We start from the raw sequence: 18397 nt of genomic DNA on the forward strand, positions 1-18397 counted from the left end.
TTGGTAGGTTACTTTGTTTAACGTATACTAAAGACCTCTTGACCTCAATATACACGACAAACTTAATTTTTTAGCATCAAAGAAACAAGGATCTATTACAAAATATCAGTTTATTAACCCTAATTAATCCTTTTATTAGCAAATTTTATCCAAAAAAAATTGAAATTATACAATTTAAAAACATTTTATGATTTTTTACTGATTTTGATAACTCTACTAATCAGCCTATCTTTGCTGTATTCGCTATAGCTACAGCACTGTAGTCCCCCATAGCAGCATTCATTTTCTACCACCTCCCCCGTGATTTAAAATTAATAGCACAATAACAAACCTGGCAACTGTACAGCATAACACAGGATTACCTAAACAATTATTAAAATATCTAAAACATGAACATCACCAATCAATTGGGCCAACTACACAGCAAACATAGTCCTTCTAAAGTATTTTTAATTTTTGGCATCTTTGCCAGTATGCTTTTTATCGGGATTGCTATTTTTATTTATTTTGGAGCCATCCTACCTGTTTTAGAAGGAACGATGCATTTTTCCGGAGACATTACTGTTTTATACTGGTGTATCCTGTTTTTAGTAGTCGTTGGTTTCGGCATTCTGGCATTGGCACTTTTCCGTAATAAAGGAAAAACGTTTTACCTCTATGATTTAGGAATTGTCACAGTAGATCAAGGGCAGCAAACCTCATTATTGTATGAAAATATGCAGGACGTATATCTTTTTACCTCCGGAAAAAGCATAATTGCAAACAATATTGCGTTCCGTAGCGGCAATACCAGTCAATGGGGAGCTATCAGTGCCAAATATAATAATGTCTCCAAAGCTATTGACACTATTACCGGACAACATACCGAATTGTATGCCTCTAAAATGATTCAGGAATTAAAAAACGGCAAATCTGTTACCTTTCATTATATTGATTACACTACTGCTATTGGCCGATGGATATTTAGCATGGGAACCAATGATTTCCTCAAAGTAACACCAAAAAGCATTCAGCTCACAACCGAAAGTATCATCGTGGATTCGAAAAAAACAGCGATTAAAGACCTCAGCCACTTTTCGGACAACAACTGGACCAATGAGATCAAATTGCTCACCCATAGCAATGAAATAGTACTCCGCACTTCCCGAAATGGTATTTTTAGCAGTGATAGCTTTACAGTAGTAATGGATTTTCTGATTAATCAAAAATAGTACAATTTAATTCCATCTAATTAGTTTTAAAAGAGGCTAGCGTACTGTAATTGACTATTTTTGAGATACTAATCACTATATCTTTATGAAAACAGCAACGGTACTCCTTTTGTCATTGAGCTTTTTTATACATTCTGGTCTTCAGGCACAACAAAAACAAACTACATCCAACCGTCAGGCGGATGCTTTTATTGTCGGAAAAATGAAAAGCCTAAAGATTCCAGGATTGGCATTTGCAGTAATCAAAGATGGAAAGCAGGTATACAGTGCCACTTATGGGATGGGAAACTTGGAATGGCAGACAAAAGTAACACCACAGACCAACTTCCAAATTGCATCCTGTACCAAACTTTTAACCTCAACATTGGTATTAAAAACCCTCTATAATGGCAAACTGAATCTTGAGGATCCGGTAAGCAAATATGTTGATTCGATCCCCTTTTACTGGAAGGAATTAAAGATAAAGCACCTGTTGAGCCATTCCAGTGGCATCCGGAATTTTGAGGGTGACACTTATGCCTCAGAAACTACAGTTTTAAAAGCCATAAAAGAAGCCGCACCAGAATATGCGCCCGGAACAGACCAGCACTATGCACAGTTTGACTTTATGCTGATGGGGTACATCCTTGAAAAAATATACCACAAACCGTTTGTTCAAATTCTGAAAGATGAGGTAACAACCCCGCTTGGAATGAAAAATGGCGGATATGACATGGAATTAAAGGTAGGAACCTTTATGCGAACAGATCTTATTCCACAAAAAGTCACTACCTATTATGACCTGGAAGGAAAAACACAGGCCTATAAGTTTCTTTATCCTCAGTTTACCTATACCGCAGGCGGATACTTTGCCTCTTTAGACAACATGTCCCAATGGGCTATTGGTCTCGATCAGGGTACGTTATTTCCTAAAGATTTCGGGAACCAATATATTTATGAACGGGACAGTATCGGAAGTCGTATTTCTGAATTTTCGAAAGTAGGCTGGGCTTTGGAAAATGAAAATGGAATACTGTATGGCGGTCATAGTGGCGGCCCAGGACTTGGTGATATCCTGCGTTTTCCAGAGGAAGGATATACTTTTATTGTACTTTCCAATGACGGTGAATTGCTACCCGATTTTGCCAGAGCTATTGCTCCCTTGTATATTAAAGCATTATCCCCAAAAACCGAAATTCGTAAATTTGAACGTTAGTCCTTCTTAAATAAAATCTACTTATGAAAAAACTATGGTTCCTTATCTGCCTGCTTTCAGTTACTGTACACAGTACCGCACAGCAATTAAAACCCGGTTTCGACAAAGCAGAGTACATTGAATTATTAAAAGTCACTGCAAAACATACCAATCCCGATCATTTTAAAGATGTGCCATATCCCGAACATTTCACACTGGCTTACCGCTCCCCAATTGTAGGGCTGGAAAATACCTGGGAATTGTGGACCAATCCTGAACATGTTGCGGCTATCAGTATCCGTGGCACTACAGAAAATACACTGAGCTGGCTTGCGAACGTATATGCGGCTATGGTCCCTGCAAAAGGCGAATTAAAATTAGGGCCTAATGATACTTTTCCCTACGAGCTTGCCGAAAATCCGGAAGCCGCAGTCCACGTAGGCTGGCTCCTGTCTACTGCTTATCTCAGTAAAACGATGGTTCCCAAAATCGATTCCTGCTATAAAGCCGGGATCCGGGATATCCTTATTGTGGGACACAGTCAGGGCGGTGGCATTTCCTATCTTATGACCGCTTACCTCTATAACCTCCAGAAACAAAAACGCCTGCCGGCTGACATTCGTTTTAAAACCTATTGTAGTGCAGGGCCAAAACCGGGGAATCTGTACTTTGCTTACGATTATGAAGCCCGGACACAAGCCGGATGGGCCTATAATGTGGTAAATGCCAGCGACTGGGTACCCGAAGTCCCTTTTACCGTTCAGACCACCGACGACTTTAATGCAATCAATCCTTTCGCTTCCGCAAAAACGATGATCCGGAAGCAGAAGTTCCCCAAGAACCTGGTATTAAAACACATCTACAATCAAATGGATAAACCTTCCCGAAAGGCACAGCGGAAATACCAAAAGTACTTAGGAACCATGATGGCAAAGCTAATCCGGAAGAATATCCCCGATTTTGAACCACCTGCTTATTATCCCAGCAACAACTATGTCCGTACCGGGAATACAATAGTACTTCAGGGTGGTGCGGATTATATTAAGCTGTATCCTTACGATAAAGAGAAAATATTCCAACATCATTTCCCGGCACCTTACCTCTATCTGGCCCAGCAACTGCCGAATGAATAGCAGCATAATTTTTATCACTTCATACCCCGCTTTCATTACAGAAGCAGGGTTTTTTATTTTTTTTAACTTTTACAGGTGCTATTTTAATAAAATTATAATAAATGACGAGGGTAAAACTGTTATTTTTGGTTGGCTTAGTACAGTACGATTTTCTTCAGAATAGCTTTTCCCGATGATATGGGAATTCTTTTTTTGGGACAATCTGTACCAGGCCCTAACCTTAATTATTTTAAACCCCTCTAATGAATCTTAACAAAACCTACACGTCGATACTGCAGGGATTACAGCAGTTCGAAGTAACAGCGGCCCAGGAATTGCCAACGCTAACCCGGGAACAACTTAAAGAACGTACCGGATGGCTCAGAGGCCTGGTGCTTTTGGATCTTGCAGCGACACAGTTGCCGGAAAATAAAGAAACGGTATATGATTTTTACCTCAAATTAATTACAGAAAATCTCGACTTCAAAGCCAGTGTCTATTTGGATGATGAAGATTATGATTTTTATTTCAGGACCATTATGGAGGTGTTGCACAAGCTGGCGCCCCACTTCCCTGAGGTGTATACGCAAATTGCCTTTCAATACCGCGAAGCGCGAAGAAACTACCGCGATGCCGAAAAAACAGCTGAATACCTTGATAAAGCCATTGCCCACAATATCCCAATGGCAATAGCAGTAAAGGGATATTTCCTCTATTACGGTATTTTACTGGAAGAAGACCAAAAAACCGGACTGGAACTACTGAACAGTTCAGATCATTTTTGGAATCAATTGTACCGAGGGTATATTGCTTTAGGCGATGGTGAAAGGGACAGCATTCCCGCACTTATTGCAACATTAAAATCGTTAGCCGATGCACAGAGCTACAAAAGCGTGCTTTTGTTTGAAGCGCATTATTACGATGTTACAGAAGATTTAGCCGCAGCAACAGCTGCTTATAAAAAAATAACCGACGAATATGAAACCGGTTATTCCTTATTCCGCCTGGGCACTATAAAATTTGCCGAAAGCGGAGATGAAGCCTCAAGGGCCGAAGCTTTTAGTCTCTGGCAGCAGGCCTTTGAAATGGGAACCATTGATGGTGCCGTCCACCTTGGTTACCATCAGTTACCGGAATCTGGTGAAGCAAAAGCTTTTGAACCTGCCATACACTGGCTCCAGCTTGCTTATCTGTACAACAATGCTTATGCTGCACACAGGCTCGCCCTGATTTACCTGTATGCTCCCGAAATGATTGACATTGAAAAAGGGATGCATTATCTGGACGAAGCTATACTGAATGAATCTGCTGATGCCCTGCTCGATAAAGCAGAAATGCTATTGGAAGGCGCACTCATTACACAGGATGAAGCGCAGGCTTTTGTACTTTTCCAAAAAGCTGCCGACAAAAAAATACCGTATGCACTGAACCGAATGGGCTATTTTTATGACAGTGGCATCTTCACCGGTGAAGCACCAAATCCTGTAAAAGCACTGGCCCTGTATGAAGCAGCAGCCGAACAGAATTTCCCCGGAGGGATTAATAATGCCGGAAGGATCTACCGTTATGGCGATCCGGAACTGCAGGACATGAAAAAGGCACAGGAATTCTTTGAAAGAGGCGTTGCTGCCAATGCCCCCTATTCCATGATCGAACTCGCTATCATGCATGAGGACGACACACTGGAACGCGATTACCAAAAAGCTTTTGATCTCTACCACCAGGCCGCTACACTCGATTATCCGTATGCCATACAGGCAGTGGGTAATTATCTCGAAAATGGTTTTCACAACCAGAATCCTGATCTGGAAGCGGCATTCGAATGGTTTAAAAAAGGAGCCGAACTGGAAGATGCTAATTGCCAATATGAAACCGGACGCTGTTACCGCTATGGCGTGGGAGTAGCCGAAAATCCCGATGAAGCCATTGCCTATTACACCAAAAGTGCCGAAGCTGGAAATCCAAAAGCTATGGTCGAACTGGGGCTGTGCCATGAATATGAATATGGTGTTGCTTTTGATGCCCATAAAGCCATGGAGTATATGCAGCAGGCCGCCGATTTGGGTTATTATTTCGGGGAATACAAACTGGGCTATTATTACATGCACGGACTGGTAGAACAGGATACCCAAAAAGGATTGGAATGGCTTGAAAAAGCAGCCACAGCCGGTTATCCGTATGCGATGTTGGAAATTGGCGATTACTATGTCTACGATTATGATGGCATCGACCAGTCGGAAAAAGCATTCGACTATTACCAACGTGCCTATGAGCTGGATGTAATCCACCAGGGTATGGGACTCTGTTACGAATACGGTATTGGCGTGGAAGCCAATATGGGAGAAGCCTTTAAATATTACCAAATGGCTGCAGATCGCGATTATGTGATTGCCATGTACCATACCGGGCGTTGCTACCTGGAAGGCGAAGGTGTAAAAGCCAATGATGCCGAAGCATTCCGATGGTTTTATGATGCTGCACAAAGAAACAACCTCGCTTCCCAATATTACGCCGGATCTTTATTGCTAAAAGGAAAAGGAGTAGCTATGAATAAGGAAGAAGGACTGGACCTGCTGCAGAAAGCTGCAGAAGAATATGCTCCGGCACAATTTGACCTGGGGAATTGCTACCTTATGGGAGATGGTGTTGAGGAAGATGAAGATACCGCCATGTACTGGTTTGAGCAGGCCGCTGAAAATGGACATGAAAAAGCAATGAAACTGACTGGAAAAAAATAGACCAAAATAATATGGAAGAAAATCAAAACTACCTTTTTCAGGTGAACCTGAAAGGTATGATCTCCCTTTTATCCGAACATTTATACAGCAATCCTAACACCTTTGTGCGCGAATTGCTTCAAAACGGTGTGGATGCCATCACCGCATTGCGTACTATTGATGAAAACCACAAAGGAAACATCCGCATTCATTTGCCGGACAGCCATCGGGCGGAACTGGTATTTGAGGATAATGGCATTGGCCTTAAGGAAGAAGAAATCCATAAATTCCTGTCTGTAATCGGGGAAAGTTCCAAACGGGATGCCCTCGAAGCCAAGGATTATATCGGAAAATTCGGAATTGGGCTACTCTCCTGTTTTGTGGTCAGCGATGAAATTATCGTGGAATCCCGGTCTGCCTTTAGCGATACTGCCGTACGATGGACCGGAAAAGCAGATGGTACGTATTACATCACGCCGATAACCGAAGAACGCCCTATCGGTTCCAAGGTGATCCTGCTGCCCAAAGAGGCTTTTCGCCACTTGTTCCAATATGATGTTTTTCGCAAGAACCTCGACTACTATGGCGAGGCGTTACCCATGCCGATCCACCTCTACCACGAAGCAACTGCCGACTGGATCAATGAAGGTGGAACTCCATGGATGGATCCGAATACCCCCAAAGAAACCCTTTTGGCCTATGGCCGTAAAGCGTTCAACACGACTTTTCTGGATGCTTTCCCGATTACGTCTGAAGCTGGAGAAATCAGTGGTGTGGCGTATATCGTTCCTTATAAAACACAATTTTCGGGCAAGCAATCCCATAAAATGTACCTGAAACATATGTTTTTGAGTGATGATGATTGTGGGCTTTTACCGAAATGGGCTTTCTTCATCCGTTGCATCCTGAATACCAATACGCTTGATGCCACGGCGTCACGCGAGGCATTGGTTTATAATGAATCCCTGAAGCAGGCCAAAAAGCAAATCGGGCAGTCCATCAAAGATTACCTCAAGACCATTGGGCAAAGTGATCCCGATGTCTACCACAAACTCATCGCCACGCATTACCTGCACCTGAAAGCGATTGCAGCAGAAGACAATGAATTACTGCGGGTATTTATCGATGACCTGCCTTTTGAAACCAATAAAGGCATCCGCAGCTTCCGCAATATCCGGGAAGCAGGAACTACATTCTATTACACTCCCAATATTGATGACTTTAAGCAGGTGCGCCGCATTGCAGGCTCGCATGGTATATTGGTTATTAATGCCGCCTATACCTTTGAAGAAGAACTGCTCCGCAAAATCCGCCACCTGGAACCGGAGCTTACCATCGAGACAATTTCACCGGGTAGCCTGCTGAGTACTTTCCGTACCGTAGATGTGAGTGCCGACCCGGAATTGGCCGATTTTGAGAACCGTGCTGCTGCAGTACTAAAACAACTCGGATGTACCTGTAACCTGAAACGTTTTACACCCGAAGATACCGCTGCAATCTATGTGGCACCACAGGAAAACAGCGCACTCAAAAACAATAAATCGCCCAATACAGCCAATCCGCTGTCCGCCACATTAGGCGCTTTTGGAAACCAGAAAAAATCACGTCCCGTGTTGTGCTTTAATGCCGACAATAAACTGATCGAACGGATGATTGGGATCAAAGACCCTTATGTTTTTCCATCTATCATCCACATTTTATACGTTCAGGCTTTGTTGCTCGGAAAGTACCCGGTAAACGATACCGAAATGAACCTGTTCAATGAAGCCCTCCATAACCTGGTCATTATGGGAATGGAAAATTTTATCAATCTTTAAGCTTAAACCCCATGCGATATACTTTAGAAATACAAAAATTAATCAACCGTGCTGACCAGGAAAACATACATCCTAAAGATGCGGTCAAACTATTATTAGAAGCCATTGCGATTGCCGATGCCAACGATGATGTTGAATTTGGGTACGAATTGCGGGACGAATTGCTCAATAAAGGCTGGGGCATGGTGCAACGCGACGAATTTGTATCTGCTTTCAGCTGGATGCTGGACACCTATGATGAAGATCCCGAAAACTATGCCGCCGATGAATTGCTGTGGAAATACAAATGGATCATCAATGAGCTGTTTTCCAATCCGGACGTAACCCTGGAGCAGATTGGCAATGTACTCGAAGACTTCAAGCGCCGCTTGAAAGAACAGGGCTATGGACTGCGCTCGTACTACAGCAAGCAGCTGCACGAAGCACTGGCACAGGCAGACCAGGAAAAAATCAGGAAATACATCGATTTGGTCAATGCCCATCCTATTGATGAACTCAGCGATTGCAGGGCTTGCGAAATGGATAGCGAAGTGAGCCACCTCATCGAAGAAGGCAATTTTGCTGCCGCTTATGAAAAAGCATTACCCCTTTTGCAAAAACAATACACCTGTGCGCATGTCCCTATTGTTACCTTTTGCCAGTTGTGTTATATGGCGATCAAAAATAACGAGCACGAAAAAGCCGCGGAACTCTTTGCACAGGCCGAAGAAAACCTGCAGGACCGTACCTATGACTCCATGTTAATTACTGCTATCGGATTCCTGATCGTTTATCTTTTCCATACCGATACCGATAAAGGCTGGCATTATTTTGAAAAATATGTACCATGGGCGATGGATTCCAAGAAAAGCCGTGAATTTTTCTTTGCCCTTTATATGACCGAAGCCCTGCAAAAGGAAGATCCAAAAAAGACTGTAACACTGACACTACCGGTAGAGCATCCGCTGTTTACTGCAGATAACCGATATACGGTGCTAAGCCTTCTCGATTTTTACCGTGATAAAGCTACCGAACGCAGCCTTCAGTTTGACCAACGCAACGGAAATACCAATTTTACCACCCAATTGAAAAAAGTGCTTGTCTAAAGCACTTTTTTGCCTCACTAACTTATTTATAGCCCTTAAAACCTGATCATATGGGAATTTTTAAATCATTATTCGGCAAATCAAGCCCCGCTGATTACAACATTACCGGACTTCCTTATGCTACCGAGCAGGAACTGCTCGAGGCTTTTGGAGGCATTGGCTTAGACAAACAACGTGACTTACACGAGCTTATTGGCGAAAGCAACTGGAATATCGATATTCCCAAAGGAGAAATTACATTTGGATCGGTCACATTACCGGTACAGGTATTGGGTTCTTTTTCCCGATCATCAGAAACCTGGCTATGGGGTTGGGCCAATACACAAACTGACATTCCGCCCAAACACCTTGTACAGGCTAAAGCCCTGCAGGATTTTGGCACCCAAAAAAAGATCGATCTCCTGGATATGCCGCAATACAAGGCAGAAATCAATGACCTGCACCGTATCGGGATGATTGCGTCCGGAATTTTTGACTCCGGAGCTTACTACTTAGCCGATTATGGAGAAGGGGTATTGCTGGTCACTTTGGAATTCGATACCAAAACGCTGGACAGTGCGGCGGAACAGCTCCGCATCCTTAGTGTTTTTCCACAGCTTATTTCGCTGTTTGATCTCAATCACCGTACTGCATTACAAAGCTACCTCGAACATAAAGGATATAGCCTTACAGCAGATGAAGCATCGGTAACCGCTACAAAAAACGGACAGCAGATCACCGCTGCATTTGATTCCCAATCCAGAATGACACAACTTAACGGATAATCCTAGACACTAAAAAAACCATGACTTTAGCAAACGCCCTACAACTCATTCCGTCTTTTTGGGATCCCGAAGAGCCGTTTCCTTTTGGAAAAAACGATCACAGTAACCATATCCAAAGGCTTCAAGAAGAATTTAAGGATGACCTTCCCGATAGCCTCCTGGAATACATCCGTACTGCAGTGCCCGATGAAGATGTTGACTTTACCAATGTTGGTAGCACGATTACGCTTTATGGTATTGACCGTTTGAAGTACCTACAACCCGGATACAATTATGACGAAAAGAGCCAATCGCCTATTGAAAGCGACTGGAAAGCCAGTTTTTTCGTTATTGGTGATGAAGATGGCGACCCGATCCTGATCGACCTGCAAGAACCCGAAGACGGGATACTGGTACTGGAACACGGGGCGGGCAGTTGGGAATATGGCGAAAGCCGGGCAGCTACTATCGGGCAATTCCTGCTTTGTAGTGCCGCACAACACCAAATGCTGATGGCCGATGAAGATCCTATCGTAGATGATGAAGATGGCTTCTGCCTGCATCCGGAAGTAGCGAACTGGTATTTCCCAAAAATGAAGGAATGGGCTGGGCATTATTATCCCGAATGGTGTTCTGTTTTTGACAATAGCTAACCGAAAATCCCCTCCTTAATGAACAAATTCCTACCCGCATTAGCCCTGATTATATCCGGTAGTTTAGCCCATGCGCAACAGCAGTTTAGCCTTAGTGGTGGCTCTGCCAATTATGATGCTGTGATTACTGTGGAAAATTGCACAGATGGCACCTGTGAAGGCAAAGGAACGATTGTCCTTACCGACAAACAAACAGGCAAACTATTTCAGGCATTGACGTCCGAAGATTTGTATTTCTTCCTGAACAATGACCAGCAGCCCAGCGTAAATATCATACAGCTGTATAATGAGCAAAGCCCTTTAATCTTTCAGGATTTTAATTTTGACGGCACCGAAGACCTTGCCGTACGCAATGGGAATAATAGCAGTTATGGCGGACCCTCTTATGATGTTTATGTATATAATAAAACCCGGAAACAGCTGGTAATTAGCGATGAGCTGACGGCCTTAGCCTATGAAAATCTGGGCATGTTTTATGCCGATCCCAAAACGAAACGCATCACCACTTTTTCCAAAAGCGGATGCTGCTGGCACATGACCTCCCAATATGAAGTCGTCCCTAACAAAGGCTTAGTATTGGTCTCCGAATTGGAAGAAGATGCACAAGGTGGCGAAAAGGTGATTGTGACCACCCGCAAATGGGTCAAAAAGAAATGGGTCAGCAAAAGCAAAAGTTACCCGATCAAAACATATTACAAAGAGTAAGGTGTTTTTCCTCTAAAAGACAAATGTCGTATCCTGACATTCTTTTGTCCTTTTCAGTAGCCTATCGTAAAATCCGGAATGTATTTTTACACTTCTCATAAACCAAACAGTCTACCCTTTTACATCTTTACAGCATGGAAAAACCAACTATTGCCTATGACATTGCGTTTAGCGCAAACAATACCAACACCGGGGAAGGCTGGTGTTGTGGTGCTCCGACCGGAATTAGCACTACACAATGGCCAAGAGGGCGAAGCAACGGAGAGCCCATGGCACATATCTGGACGCTATTGGTACCCGAACAATACCGTACCAAAGGGAGTGAGTATATGGCCATAAGCCTTTTCCATGCGGATGACCATGTATCGGATACTATTGAAGATGTGGCCGCTCTATTTGAGTCCGAAACCTTTAAAGAACCTGCAACGGCGATTCCTTTTTGGAAGGCTTTACTCGATTATACCCAAAACAAACATCCACAGGAACAGTACTTTGAAGACCTCATCGGTGGTGGCTGGGCATTGATCTGGCTGACAGAAGCTGAATTCAGGAGTACTTCCACTGCGGTACCGGATCCTGCAATAGGGATTTATCCGGGATACGAGACTTTTGATGGCACCAATGCCTACAAACAAAATTCCCCTGCAAAATACATTACACTTGTCGAAAGAACCAATGATCCAAATGTTGGAAAGAACATCACCGAATTTCCGGATGAAGAAGAGGAAAATGCCTATGTTCCTTTGTTTACCACAAAAGCCGGAGCACTGGACCTGGACGATCGGTTTTTTGGAAAAAGCCATTTCGGCGGCACGAGTTCACCCTCACAAGGCGAACCCGACTTCAGCCCTTTTTATTTTGAATTTGATGAGGTCTTTGGCAATGCCAACCTGGGCGGTGATGGCGTAGCGCAAATTGACCTGCTCCATGACAAGTTCGACTGGTCCTGCGGATAAATCAACTGTATCATCTAAAATCAAAAAGCCCGAATGTTTTCTAAGAAAATATTCGGGCTTTTTATAGTACTGAAATACGATTAAAACAGATTCCTTTAGATTTCTCCTCGGGTATAATAATCAAAGTATTTACATTTAGAAAGGGCTTCTTTGTAAAACTTCGTCTGGCTGTATTCGTCATTCAATACATCAAAATAGTGAAACAGTTTATTATCCCGTTCCCGGATCATATTATACCACGTTTTGTAATCCGTTCCAAAATAGGCATCACGCTCACAGGAAGCAATCATGAAAGTCGCTCTGGCACGGAAATCAGTATTGGCACTATAGGCCACCGCTTTTTTGAAATACTGTAACGTACGGGCACTGTTGTCAACAATCATTCGGGTATAACCGAAATAAGTGTAGTTGTACCGTTCTTTTACGGCTTCAGGGGTCGTATTCTTGGTCCAGGAGGCATATAAATCCGATTGCCAGTAATTGGTCGTTTCATAAAACGGCAGGTTACGGTAATAGCCCACTGCACCTATATTTTGGTAATAATTCCCCAACAGGTAATTGGCACGCGCACCGGTTTCCGTTTTCTCCTTGGCCAGTGCTTCCAGTTGCAGCAACACTTCCACTAACTTTTTCTTGTTCATTTTTGCCGGGATAAAAGCAAAAGCCTTGTCCAGCACCACCGTATCGCTAAAAACCGTTTTTGCAGGCAAATCAAATCGCATGTTGATCCGGTTACTAAACAACAAACGGGAGATATTACTGTACCCATTAAAATCGAGGCTCAAATACTGGGTTTTCACATATTGTGCTGTGCCGGAATCATAGTTGTATTGGTAATGAACCGCCTCATAATCGTCCGGTACTTTTTTAAACCAGGCCAGTGCTTCTTTGTAATTGGCCAAACGCCAGTAATAGGTCCCTTTCAAATCGTATAATGCTGCCAGGATTTCCTTTGGGGTGGAAATGTCTTTGGCATCGGTAACAAAGATAAAAGGCTCTTTATTTTCATACGCCCGAATCAGGTCATTCACTATTTTACTATTCGGATTGGCATACAGGTCCGGAATCGTATTGTGTACCCGGAATGCTTTGGCATCCTGTCCGTTCATCTTATACAGGTGGCCTACCACTTCATAAATATAATCTTTGTCTTCAGTATGCGCTTTCAGGTAATCGTGTATTTTTTGTTCTTCTGCCGAACCGAGGGTTTTCAAATCAGCCAGGAAAGCATTAAAGCGTGTTCTTCCAATTTGTTTCAGCAATCCCGCATCGGTGGTTTTTACCTGATCCAATAGGGCATTTACTTTGGGGATATCCCGTCGCAGGAAAGCCAACTGCGCACTATATACCTGCCAGAATGCTTTGCGCTTTAAGGTTCTCTGTGTCAGCAATCCGGCTGCTACATTTTCAGCTTTCGCCAGTTCATTCAGGAGCGCCGGAGAAGGATTCATAAAAGAAGTGTCATTCCCTTCCTGCCCATAATACCAAACCGGGGTTTGTATCGCACGTTCCACCTTATTCAGGTAGCGTATCGCAAGGAGTTCCGCATAGCGTGAATTTGGATCTACGGCTATGATATTGGCAACTTCGGCCATTTCATCGTTAAAGGCATTATATCCTCGCATTGCATAAAGTGCTGCCTTGTCACTATCTTTTTTACAATAGGCCAGCGCACCTTCCCAATCGTGTTCATTTTGCAATTTAACGCTCAAATAAGCACTCTTTTTTTTATCTGTAGTGCTATGGTGAAAAACACGGCTAAACCAGTAGGAAGCCTCTGCATTACGCCCCAGGTTCGTTAGTGCGCCTGCCTTTTGCTCCAAAGCATAATAATACAATATATCCTCCAGACCAACGGCAGCGACATATTTGTCAAAGAAAGACAACGCCTGTTCATTTTCTCCATAATAATGTGCCAAACGCACCAATTGGTAGCCATAGCGCAATTGTAACTCTTTATAGCCTGCCTTTTTATAACCCTTTATGCCTTCTGCCACTAATTTTTGATAGGTCGCCGCATCGGGTTTTTCACCACGGTGTCCCTCCCATTCATATCCCTGTGCCGTCGCATACGGTTCCAGTGTTTTCGCATAGTTGAGGTACTCTATAGTTGCTTTCGCCTTTTTCGTGGTCGGATTATACTGGATCAGGGCTGCGGGAAGTACTTTGTATATTAAGTCATTCCATTGGTCATCTGAATAAGCAGACAGCTGTTTGTCATCCGAACCGAATTTTTTCCAGGCAGCAATATTCTCATCACCTGTTGTAATCTTATCGCCATACTGCTCCCCAAAGAAACTATTGCTGTACGTGAGCAGGAAAGGAGACAGGGTTTTATCCCCAATCAGCAATTGGTCATAAAGGTTATAATAGGTCGATTCAGAATCCCAGTCGCCACCGCCACAGGCATTCATAAAAGTTTCTACAGGAATACAAAAAACAAAGAAAAGCAGGTAATAGCGTATTGAAATCATGAGGCAAAGGTATTTAGCAATTGTTGTATTATATCGGCAGGGTATCGTTGTTGGAGGTCGTAATCCAAATGGTAAAAAATAATTTCAGTCGATTCCTGGTTGAGTTGTGCTTTTAGCGTTTGGGCAGCTTCCTGCAGTGTTGCCTGTTCTACTTCTTCCACTTTAATCATAAAACCGGCATTCAGCCACATTCCTTTCAGGTAATGCGGCTTGAGGACCCGGTAGAAATTCTGCTCCTCAGGCTCATACAAGTCCGGGTTATTCTGCAATTCCGCATTGCGCACGCCATTGATCAGTTTGATTTTCCCAAACGGATTCTGGACAATTGCCCAGCTGAATAATGGCAACGCGATATCGAGTGGTTTGGGATAGTCTTTCATCGTTCCGATATATTTTGCCGCTTCGGTATTTGGACATGCTAACTTAGCCTGCATTGAAAGTTAAGAAATAATCTTAATTTTAATCTATGAAACAAGTCCGCAAAATTTACGACAAGGCTTTTAAGGAAAAAGCCGTTGAATTGAGTTATGATAGAACAAATGTATCAGAACTTGCCAGGGAGTTAGGAATAACAGCCCCCCAGCTTTATAAATGGCGTAAAGAACTCCAGGAATTTGGAGAAGGAAGTTTTCCTGGAAAAGGAAATTTAAAACTAACTCCCGAGCAAGAAAAAATCCATGAACTGGAGAAAAAACTCAAAGATGCAGAGTTAGAACGTGACATATTAAAAAAAGCAATCGGCATTTTTTCCAAGAACGGTCGATGATTTATAGTTTCATTAAAAACAATGAACAGCTATTCCCGATTGAAAAAATGTGCAGAGTTCTACAAGTAAGCAATGGAAGTTATTACCGATGGAAAAAACAAATAAATACTGCAAGACAGCAACTAAAAAGCGCCATAAAAAAACAGATAGCATTGATTTATTTTCAAACCAAGCAACGATACGGGAGTCCTAGAATAACATTAGAACTTCGAAGCATTGGTTATAAAATTTCAAGAGTTACAGTTGCAAAGTATATGAAAGAACTTGGCTTGCGAAGTAAATTAAGCAAGAAGTTTAAAGTAACAACCAACTCTAGTCACAATTATTTAGTTGTCGAAAATGTATTAAACAGTGGATATGCAAACAAAAATTGCACAGTAAGTTAAGCTACATTTTTGTAATTAATTTGATTGTTGAATTCTTCAATAGTTGCATAATTTAAAGCAGAATGCCTTCTTTTTCTGTTGTACCAAATTTCAATGTATTCAAAGATTTCCAGTTTCATTTGTTCTTTAGAAATGAGTTTGTTGCCATAAATCAATTCCGTTTTCAAAGATTTGAAGAAACTTTCGGCTACAGCATTATCCCAGCAATTTCCTTTACGGCTCATACTGCGAGTTATTTTTTTATAGGAATCAAGAACATTTACAAACTTTTTACTGGCATATTGGACACCTCTGTCGGAATGAAAAATCAAACCATTTTTAAGATCTCGGTTTTTAATTGCCATTTTCCAAGCTCCAAGTGTCGTTTGCTCAGTGCTCATTGCGTTGCTCAAACTCCAGCCTATAATTTTTCTGTCGTATAAATCCATAATAGTGGTCAGGTATACAAATCCCTCTTTAGTTTGGATGTATGTAATATCTGAAACCCAAACCTTTGATGGCATTTTTACAGTAAACTCTCTGTTTAATACATTTTCGACAACTAAATAATTGTGACTAGAGTTGGTTGTTACTTTAAACTTCTTGCTTAATTTACTTCGCAAGCCAAGTTCTTTCATATACTTTGCAACTGTAACTCTTGAAATTTTATAACCAATGCTTCGAAGTTCTAATGTTATTCTAGGACTCCCGTATCGTTGCTTGGTTTGAAAATAAATCAATGCTATCTGTTTTTTTATGGCGCTTTTTAGTTGCTGTCTTGCAGTATTTATTTGTTTTTTCCATCGGTAATAACTTCCATTGCTTACTTGTAGAACTCTGCACATTTTTTCAATCGGGAATAGCTGTTCATTGTTTTTAATGAAACTATAAATCATCGACCGTTCTTGGAAAAAATGCCGATTGCTTTTTTTAATATGTCACGTTCTAACTCTGCATCTTTGAGTTTTTTCTCCAGTTCATGGATTTTTTCTTGCTCGGGAGTTAGTTTTAAATTTCCTTTTCCAGGAAAACTTCCTTCTCCAAATTCCTGGAGTTCTTTACGCCATTTATAAAGCTGGGGGGCTGTTATTCCTAACTCCCTGGCAAGTTCTGATACATTTGTTCTATCATAACTCAATTCAACGGCTTTTTCCTTAAAAGCCTTGTCGTAAATTTTGCGGACTTGTTTCATAGATTAAAATTAAGATTATTTCTTAACTTTCAATGCAGGCTAAGTTAGCATGTCCACAGAGAGTTTACTGTAAAAATGCCATCAAAGGTTTGGGTTTCAGATATTACATACATCCAAACTAAAGAGGGATTTGTATACCTGACCACTATTATGGATTTATACGACAGAAAAATTATAGGCTGGAGTTTGAGCAACGCAATGAGCACTGAGCAAACGACACTTGGAGCTTGGAAAATGGCAATTAAAAACCGAGATCTTAAAAATGGTTTGATTTTTCATTCCGACAGAGGTGTCCAATATGCCAGTAAAAAGTTTGTAAATGTTCTTGATTCCTATAAAAAAATAACTCGCAGTATGAGCCGTAAAGGAAATTGCTGGGATAATGCTGTAGCCGAAAGTTTCTTCAAATCTTTGAAAACGGAATTGATTTATGGCAACAAACTCATTTCTAAAGAACAAATGAAACTGGAAATCTTTGAATACATTGAAATTTGGTACAACAGAAAAAGAAGGCATTCTGCTTTAAATTATGCAACTATTGAAGAATTCAACAATCAAATTAATTACAAAAATGTAGCTTAACTTACTGTGCAATTTTTGTTTGCATATCCACCAATCACTTTGGGTTCAACAGAAACTCCTATTTGATAATACTTCATATCTTTTATGGATTGTTATTGAGACATGACACATAAATGATTATATGTTCCTATTCGTTCCTAACAGAAATCAAGCGTTATACTATTTTTATATTTGGGTTCAAGTTCCGAAATCCCGAAATCCAGTAATGTATCAATTAGTTTTTCCGAATAGAAAGGAGCTACTGTAGGCCTTATCCTTATAACATCCAAATTTGAATATGATTTCGGAATCGAAATTTTTTTAAATTTTATAAGAGGGAACTCTTTCATTGAATCGAAATATTCATCTAAATTTTTAATATTATGAAATTTCATATTATTCAATAATTCATGTCCCGTAAAAAGAAGAGACTTCTCAAAATTGATTTCTTCCAAAAGTATAGTCTTAAAAAAAAGAAGAAAATATTTCTCAAAAACATTTTCTATTTTAACTTCAAAAAGGCTTAAGTCGGGTGTTTTAAACAATTTTAAAATATCTATATATTTCTGACTATGTATTGAATACAAAAAGGAAATATTAGGAGTATATCTCATAATATCAGTGACCTTTGCCTTCTTTAACATTGTAGCATAAATTTCCGGAATCTCAATTTTTTGAATCTCTGCTTGGTTTTTCCAAAAAGCATCATTGTTATATTCGAAAAAACTTAAAAATTCTTTAAAATGCTCATCTAATTCCATTGCATTCTTGTTAATTTCAACTTGATGGATACCGTTTTTGACACCGATAATTTTGGGCTCCGCAGAGATTCCTATTTGGTAATATTTCATATCTTTAATTAAATT

Annotated in this window: 16 protein-coding genes and 1 pseudogene; 13 read left to right on the forward strand and 4 right to left on the reverse strand. The window is 41.3% G+C overall.

All coding sequences use genetic code 11. The features are described from left to right. The first annotated feature begins 389 nt into the window (after positions 1 to 389). From FK004_RS03615 to FK004_RS03660, 10 genes are all read left to right on the forward strand, one after another. Positions 390 to 1211: a hypothetical protein gene (locus FK004_RS03615; RefSeq protein WP_108736026.1), complete on the forward strand. Its 822-nt coding sequence runs from the start codon at positions 390 to 392 to the stop codon at positions 1209 to 1211. An 85-nt stretch (positions 1212 to 1296) separates the two neighbouring features. Continuing rightward, the gene (locus FK004_RS03620) at positions 1297 to 2406 is read left to right on the forward strand and encodes a serine hydrolase domain-containing protein (protein WP_108736027.1); all 1110 of its coding nucleotides are present in this window, start codon (positions 1297 to 1299) and stop codon (positions 2404 to 2406) included. 23 nt (positions 2407 to 2429) lie between these two features. After that, positions 2430 to 3518: a lipase family protein gene (locus FK004_RS03625; protein ID WP_108736028.1), complete on the forward strand. Its 1089-nt coding sequence runs from the start codon at positions 2430 to 2432 to the stop codon at positions 3516 to 3518. Positions 3519 to 3760: 242 nt separating this feature from the next. Continuing rightward, the gene (locus tag FK004_RS03630; protein WP_108736029.1) at positions 3761 to 6235 is read left to right on the forward strand and encodes a tetratricopeptide repeat protein; all 2475 of its coding nucleotides are present in this window, start codon (positions 3761 to 3763) and stop codon (positions 6233 to 6235) included. An 11-nt stretch (positions 6236 to 6246) separates the two neighbouring features. Then, entirely contained in the window at positions 6247 to 8031 is a 1785-nt protein-coding gene (locus FK004_RS03635) for an HSP90 family protein (RefSeq protein ID WP_108736030.1), read from the forward strand. A gap of 11 nt (positions 8032 to 8042) precedes the next feature. After that, positions 8043 to 9116, forward strand: a complete 1074-nt coding sequence (locus FK004_RS03640; RefSeq protein ID WP_170108540.1) for a hypothetical protein — start codon at positions 8043 to 8045, stop codon at positions 9114 to 9116. A gap of 50 nt (positions 9117 to 9166) precedes the next feature. Continuing rightward, on the forward strand, positions 9167 to 9880 hold the full coding sequence (locus tag FK004_RS03645; protein ID WP_108736031.1) for a DUF6882 domain-containing protein: 714 nt from the start codon (positions 9167 to 9169) through the stop codon (positions 9878 to 9880). A 20-nt stretch (positions 9881 to 9900) separates the two neighbouring features. After that, on the forward strand, positions 9901 to 10512 hold the full coding sequence (locus tag FK004_RS03650; protein ID WP_108736032.1) for an SMI1/KNR4 family protein: 612 nt from the start codon (positions 9901 to 9903) through the stop codon (positions 10510 to 10512). An 18-nt stretch (positions 10513 to 10530) separates the two neighbouring features. Continuing rightward, positions 10531 to 11217 carry an XAC2610-related protein gene (locus FK004_RS03655; protein WP_108736033.1) on the forward strand — a complete coding sequence of 229 codons (687 nt, stop codon included), beginning with the start codon at positions 10531 to 10533 and terminating at the stop codon, positions 11215 to 11217. 134 nt (positions 11218 to 11351) lie between these two features. Continuing rightward, the gene (locus FK004_RS03660; protein ID WP_108736034.1) at positions 11352 to 12173 is read left to right on the forward strand and encodes a hypothetical protein; all 822 of its coding nucleotides are present in this window, start codon (positions 11352 to 11354) and stop codon (positions 12171 to 12173) included. A gap of 95 nt (positions 12174 to 12268) precedes the next feature. On the opposite strand, the gene FK004_RS03665 is transcribed toward FK004_RS03660, so the two are convergent. Both FK004_RS03665 and FK004_RS03670 read right to left on the reverse strand, forming a co-directional pair. Continuing rightward, entirely contained in the window at positions 12269 to 14647 is a 2379-nt protein-coding gene (locus tag FK004_RS03665) for a hypothetical protein (protein ID WP_108736035.1), read from the reverse strand. Then, positions 14644 to 15081 (reverse strand): hypothetical protein, encoded by a 438-nt coding sequence (locus FK004_RS03670; protein ID WP_108736036.1) that lies wholly within the window; start codon positions 15079 to 15081, stop codon positions 14644 to 14646. The genes FK004_RS03665 and FK004_RS03670 overlap by 4 nt, the downstream gene beginning before the upstream one ends. 32 nt (positions 15082 to 15113) lie before the next feature. Between FK004_RS03670 and FK004_RS03675 the strand changes: the two genes are divergently transcribed. Together FK004_RS03675 and FK004_RS03680 are read left to right on the forward strand one after the other, a co-directional pair. Next, the gene (locus tag FK004_RS03675; RefSeq protein ID WP_108736037.1) at positions 15114 to 15413 is read left to right on the forward strand and encodes a transposase; all 300 of its coding nucleotides are present in this window, start codon (positions 15114 to 15116) and stop codon (positions 15411 to 15413) included. Next, positions 15410 to 15799, forward strand: coding sequence for an IS3 family transposase (locus tag FK004_RS03680; protein WP_108736038.1), 390 nt, complete (start codon positions 15410 to 15412; stop codon positions 15797 to 15799). Before FK004_RS03675 ends, FK004_RS03680 begins: the two co-directional genes overlap by 4 nt. Here FK004_RS03680 and FK004_RS03685 read toward each other — a convergent pair. Beyond that, positions 15796 to 16970 (reverse strand): IS3 family transposase gene (locus tag FK004_RS03685; protein ID WP_420358875.1). Its coding sequence is split into 2 segments (ribosomal slippage): positions 15796 to 16703 and positions 16703 to 16970, totalling 1176 coding nucleotides; the frame shifts between segments, so codons are not numbered across the junction. The two genes, FK004_RS03680 and FK004_RS03685, sit on opposite strands and share 4 nt — an antisense overlap. A gap of 51 nt (positions 16971 to 17021) precedes the next feature. On the opposite strand from FK004_RS03685, the pseudogene FK004_RS03690 reads away from it, so the two are divergent. Then, positions 17022 to 17552: pseudogene (locus tag FK004_RS03690) on the forward strand (IS3 family transposase); the annotation flags it as partial. A 137-nt stretch (positions 17553 to 17689) separates the two neighbouring features. On the opposite strand, the gene FK004_RS03695 reads toward FK004_RS03690, so the two are convergent. After that, a complete protein-coding gene (locus FK004_RS03695; RefSeq protein ID WP_108736040.1) occupies positions 17690 to 18382 on the reverse strand; it encodes a hypothetical protein in 693 nt (230 codons plus the stop codon). Positions 18383 to 18397 lie beyond the last annotated feature (15 nt).

The organism is Flavobacterium kingsejongi (genome assembly GCF_003076475.1).
Lineage (GTDB): Bacteria > Bacteroidota > Bacteroidia > Flavobacteriales > Flavobacteriaceae > Flavobacterium > Flavobacterium kingsejongi.

What these genes read in the sequence shown, in the direction of transcription:
- FK004_RS03615 (WP_108736026.1), top strand. Translation starts at nt 390, where the DNA reads ATGAACATCACCAATCAATTGGGCCAACTACACAGCAAACATAGTCCT.
- FK004_RS03620 (WP_108736027.1), top strand. Translation starts at nt 1,297, where the DNA reads ATGAAAACAGCAACGGTACTCCTTTTGTCATTGAGCTTTTTTATACAT.
- FK004_RS03625 (WP_108736028.1), top strand. Translation starts at nt 2,430, where the DNA reads ATGAAAAAACTATGGTTCCTTATCTGCCTGCTTTCAGTTACTGTACAC.
- FK004_RS03630 (WP_108736029.1), top strand. Translation starts at nt 3,761, where the DNA reads ATGAATCTTAACAAAACCTACACGTCGATACTGCAGGGATTACAGCAG.
- FK004_RS03635 (WP_108736030.1), top strand. Translation starts at nt 6,247, where the DNA reads ATGGAAGAAAATCAAAACTACCTTTTTCAGGTGAACCTGAAAGGTATG.
- FK004_RS03640 (WP_170108540.1), top strand. Translation starts at nt 8,043, where the DNA reads ATGCGATATACTTTAGAAATACAAAAATTAATCAACCGTGCTGACCAG.
- FK004_RS03645 (WP_108736031.1), top strand. Translation starts at nt 9,167, where the DNA reads ATGGGAATTTTTAAATCATTATTCGGCAAATCAAGCCCCGCTGATTAC.
- FK004_RS03650 (WP_108736032.1), top strand. Translation starts at nt 9,901, where the DNA reads ATGACTTTAGCAAACGCCCTACAACTCATTCCGTCTTTTTGGGATCCC.
- FK004_RS03655 (WP_108736033.1), top strand. Translation starts at nt 10,531, where the DNA reads ATGAACAAATTCCTACCCGCATTAGCCCTGATTATATCCGGTAGTTTA.
- FK004_RS03660 (WP_108736034.1), top strand. Translation starts at nt 11,352, where the DNA reads ATGGAAAAACCAACTATTGCCTATGACATTGCGTTTAGCGCAAACAAT.
- FK004_RS03665 (WP_108736035.1), bottom strand. Translation starts at nt 14,647, where the DNA reads ATGATTTCAATACGCTATTACCTGCTTTTCTTTGTTTTTTGTATTCCT.
- FK004_RS03670 (WP_108736036.1), bottom strand. Translation starts at nt 15,081, where the DNA reads ATGCAGGCTAAGTTAGCATGTCCAAATACCGAAGCGGCAAAATATATC.
- FK004_RS03675 (WP_108736037.1), top strand. Translation starts at nt 15,114, where the DNA reads ATGAAACAAGTCCGCAAAATTTACGACAAGGCTTTTAAGGAAAAAGCC.
- FK004_RS03680 (WP_108736038.1), top strand. Translation starts at nt 15,410, where the DNA reads ATGATTTATAGTTTCATTAAAAACAATGAACAGCTATTCCCGATTGAA.
- FK004_RS03695 (WP_108736040.1), bottom strand. Translation starts at nt 18,382, where the DNA reads ATGAAATATTACCAAATAGGAATCTCTGCGGAGCCCAAAATTATCGGT.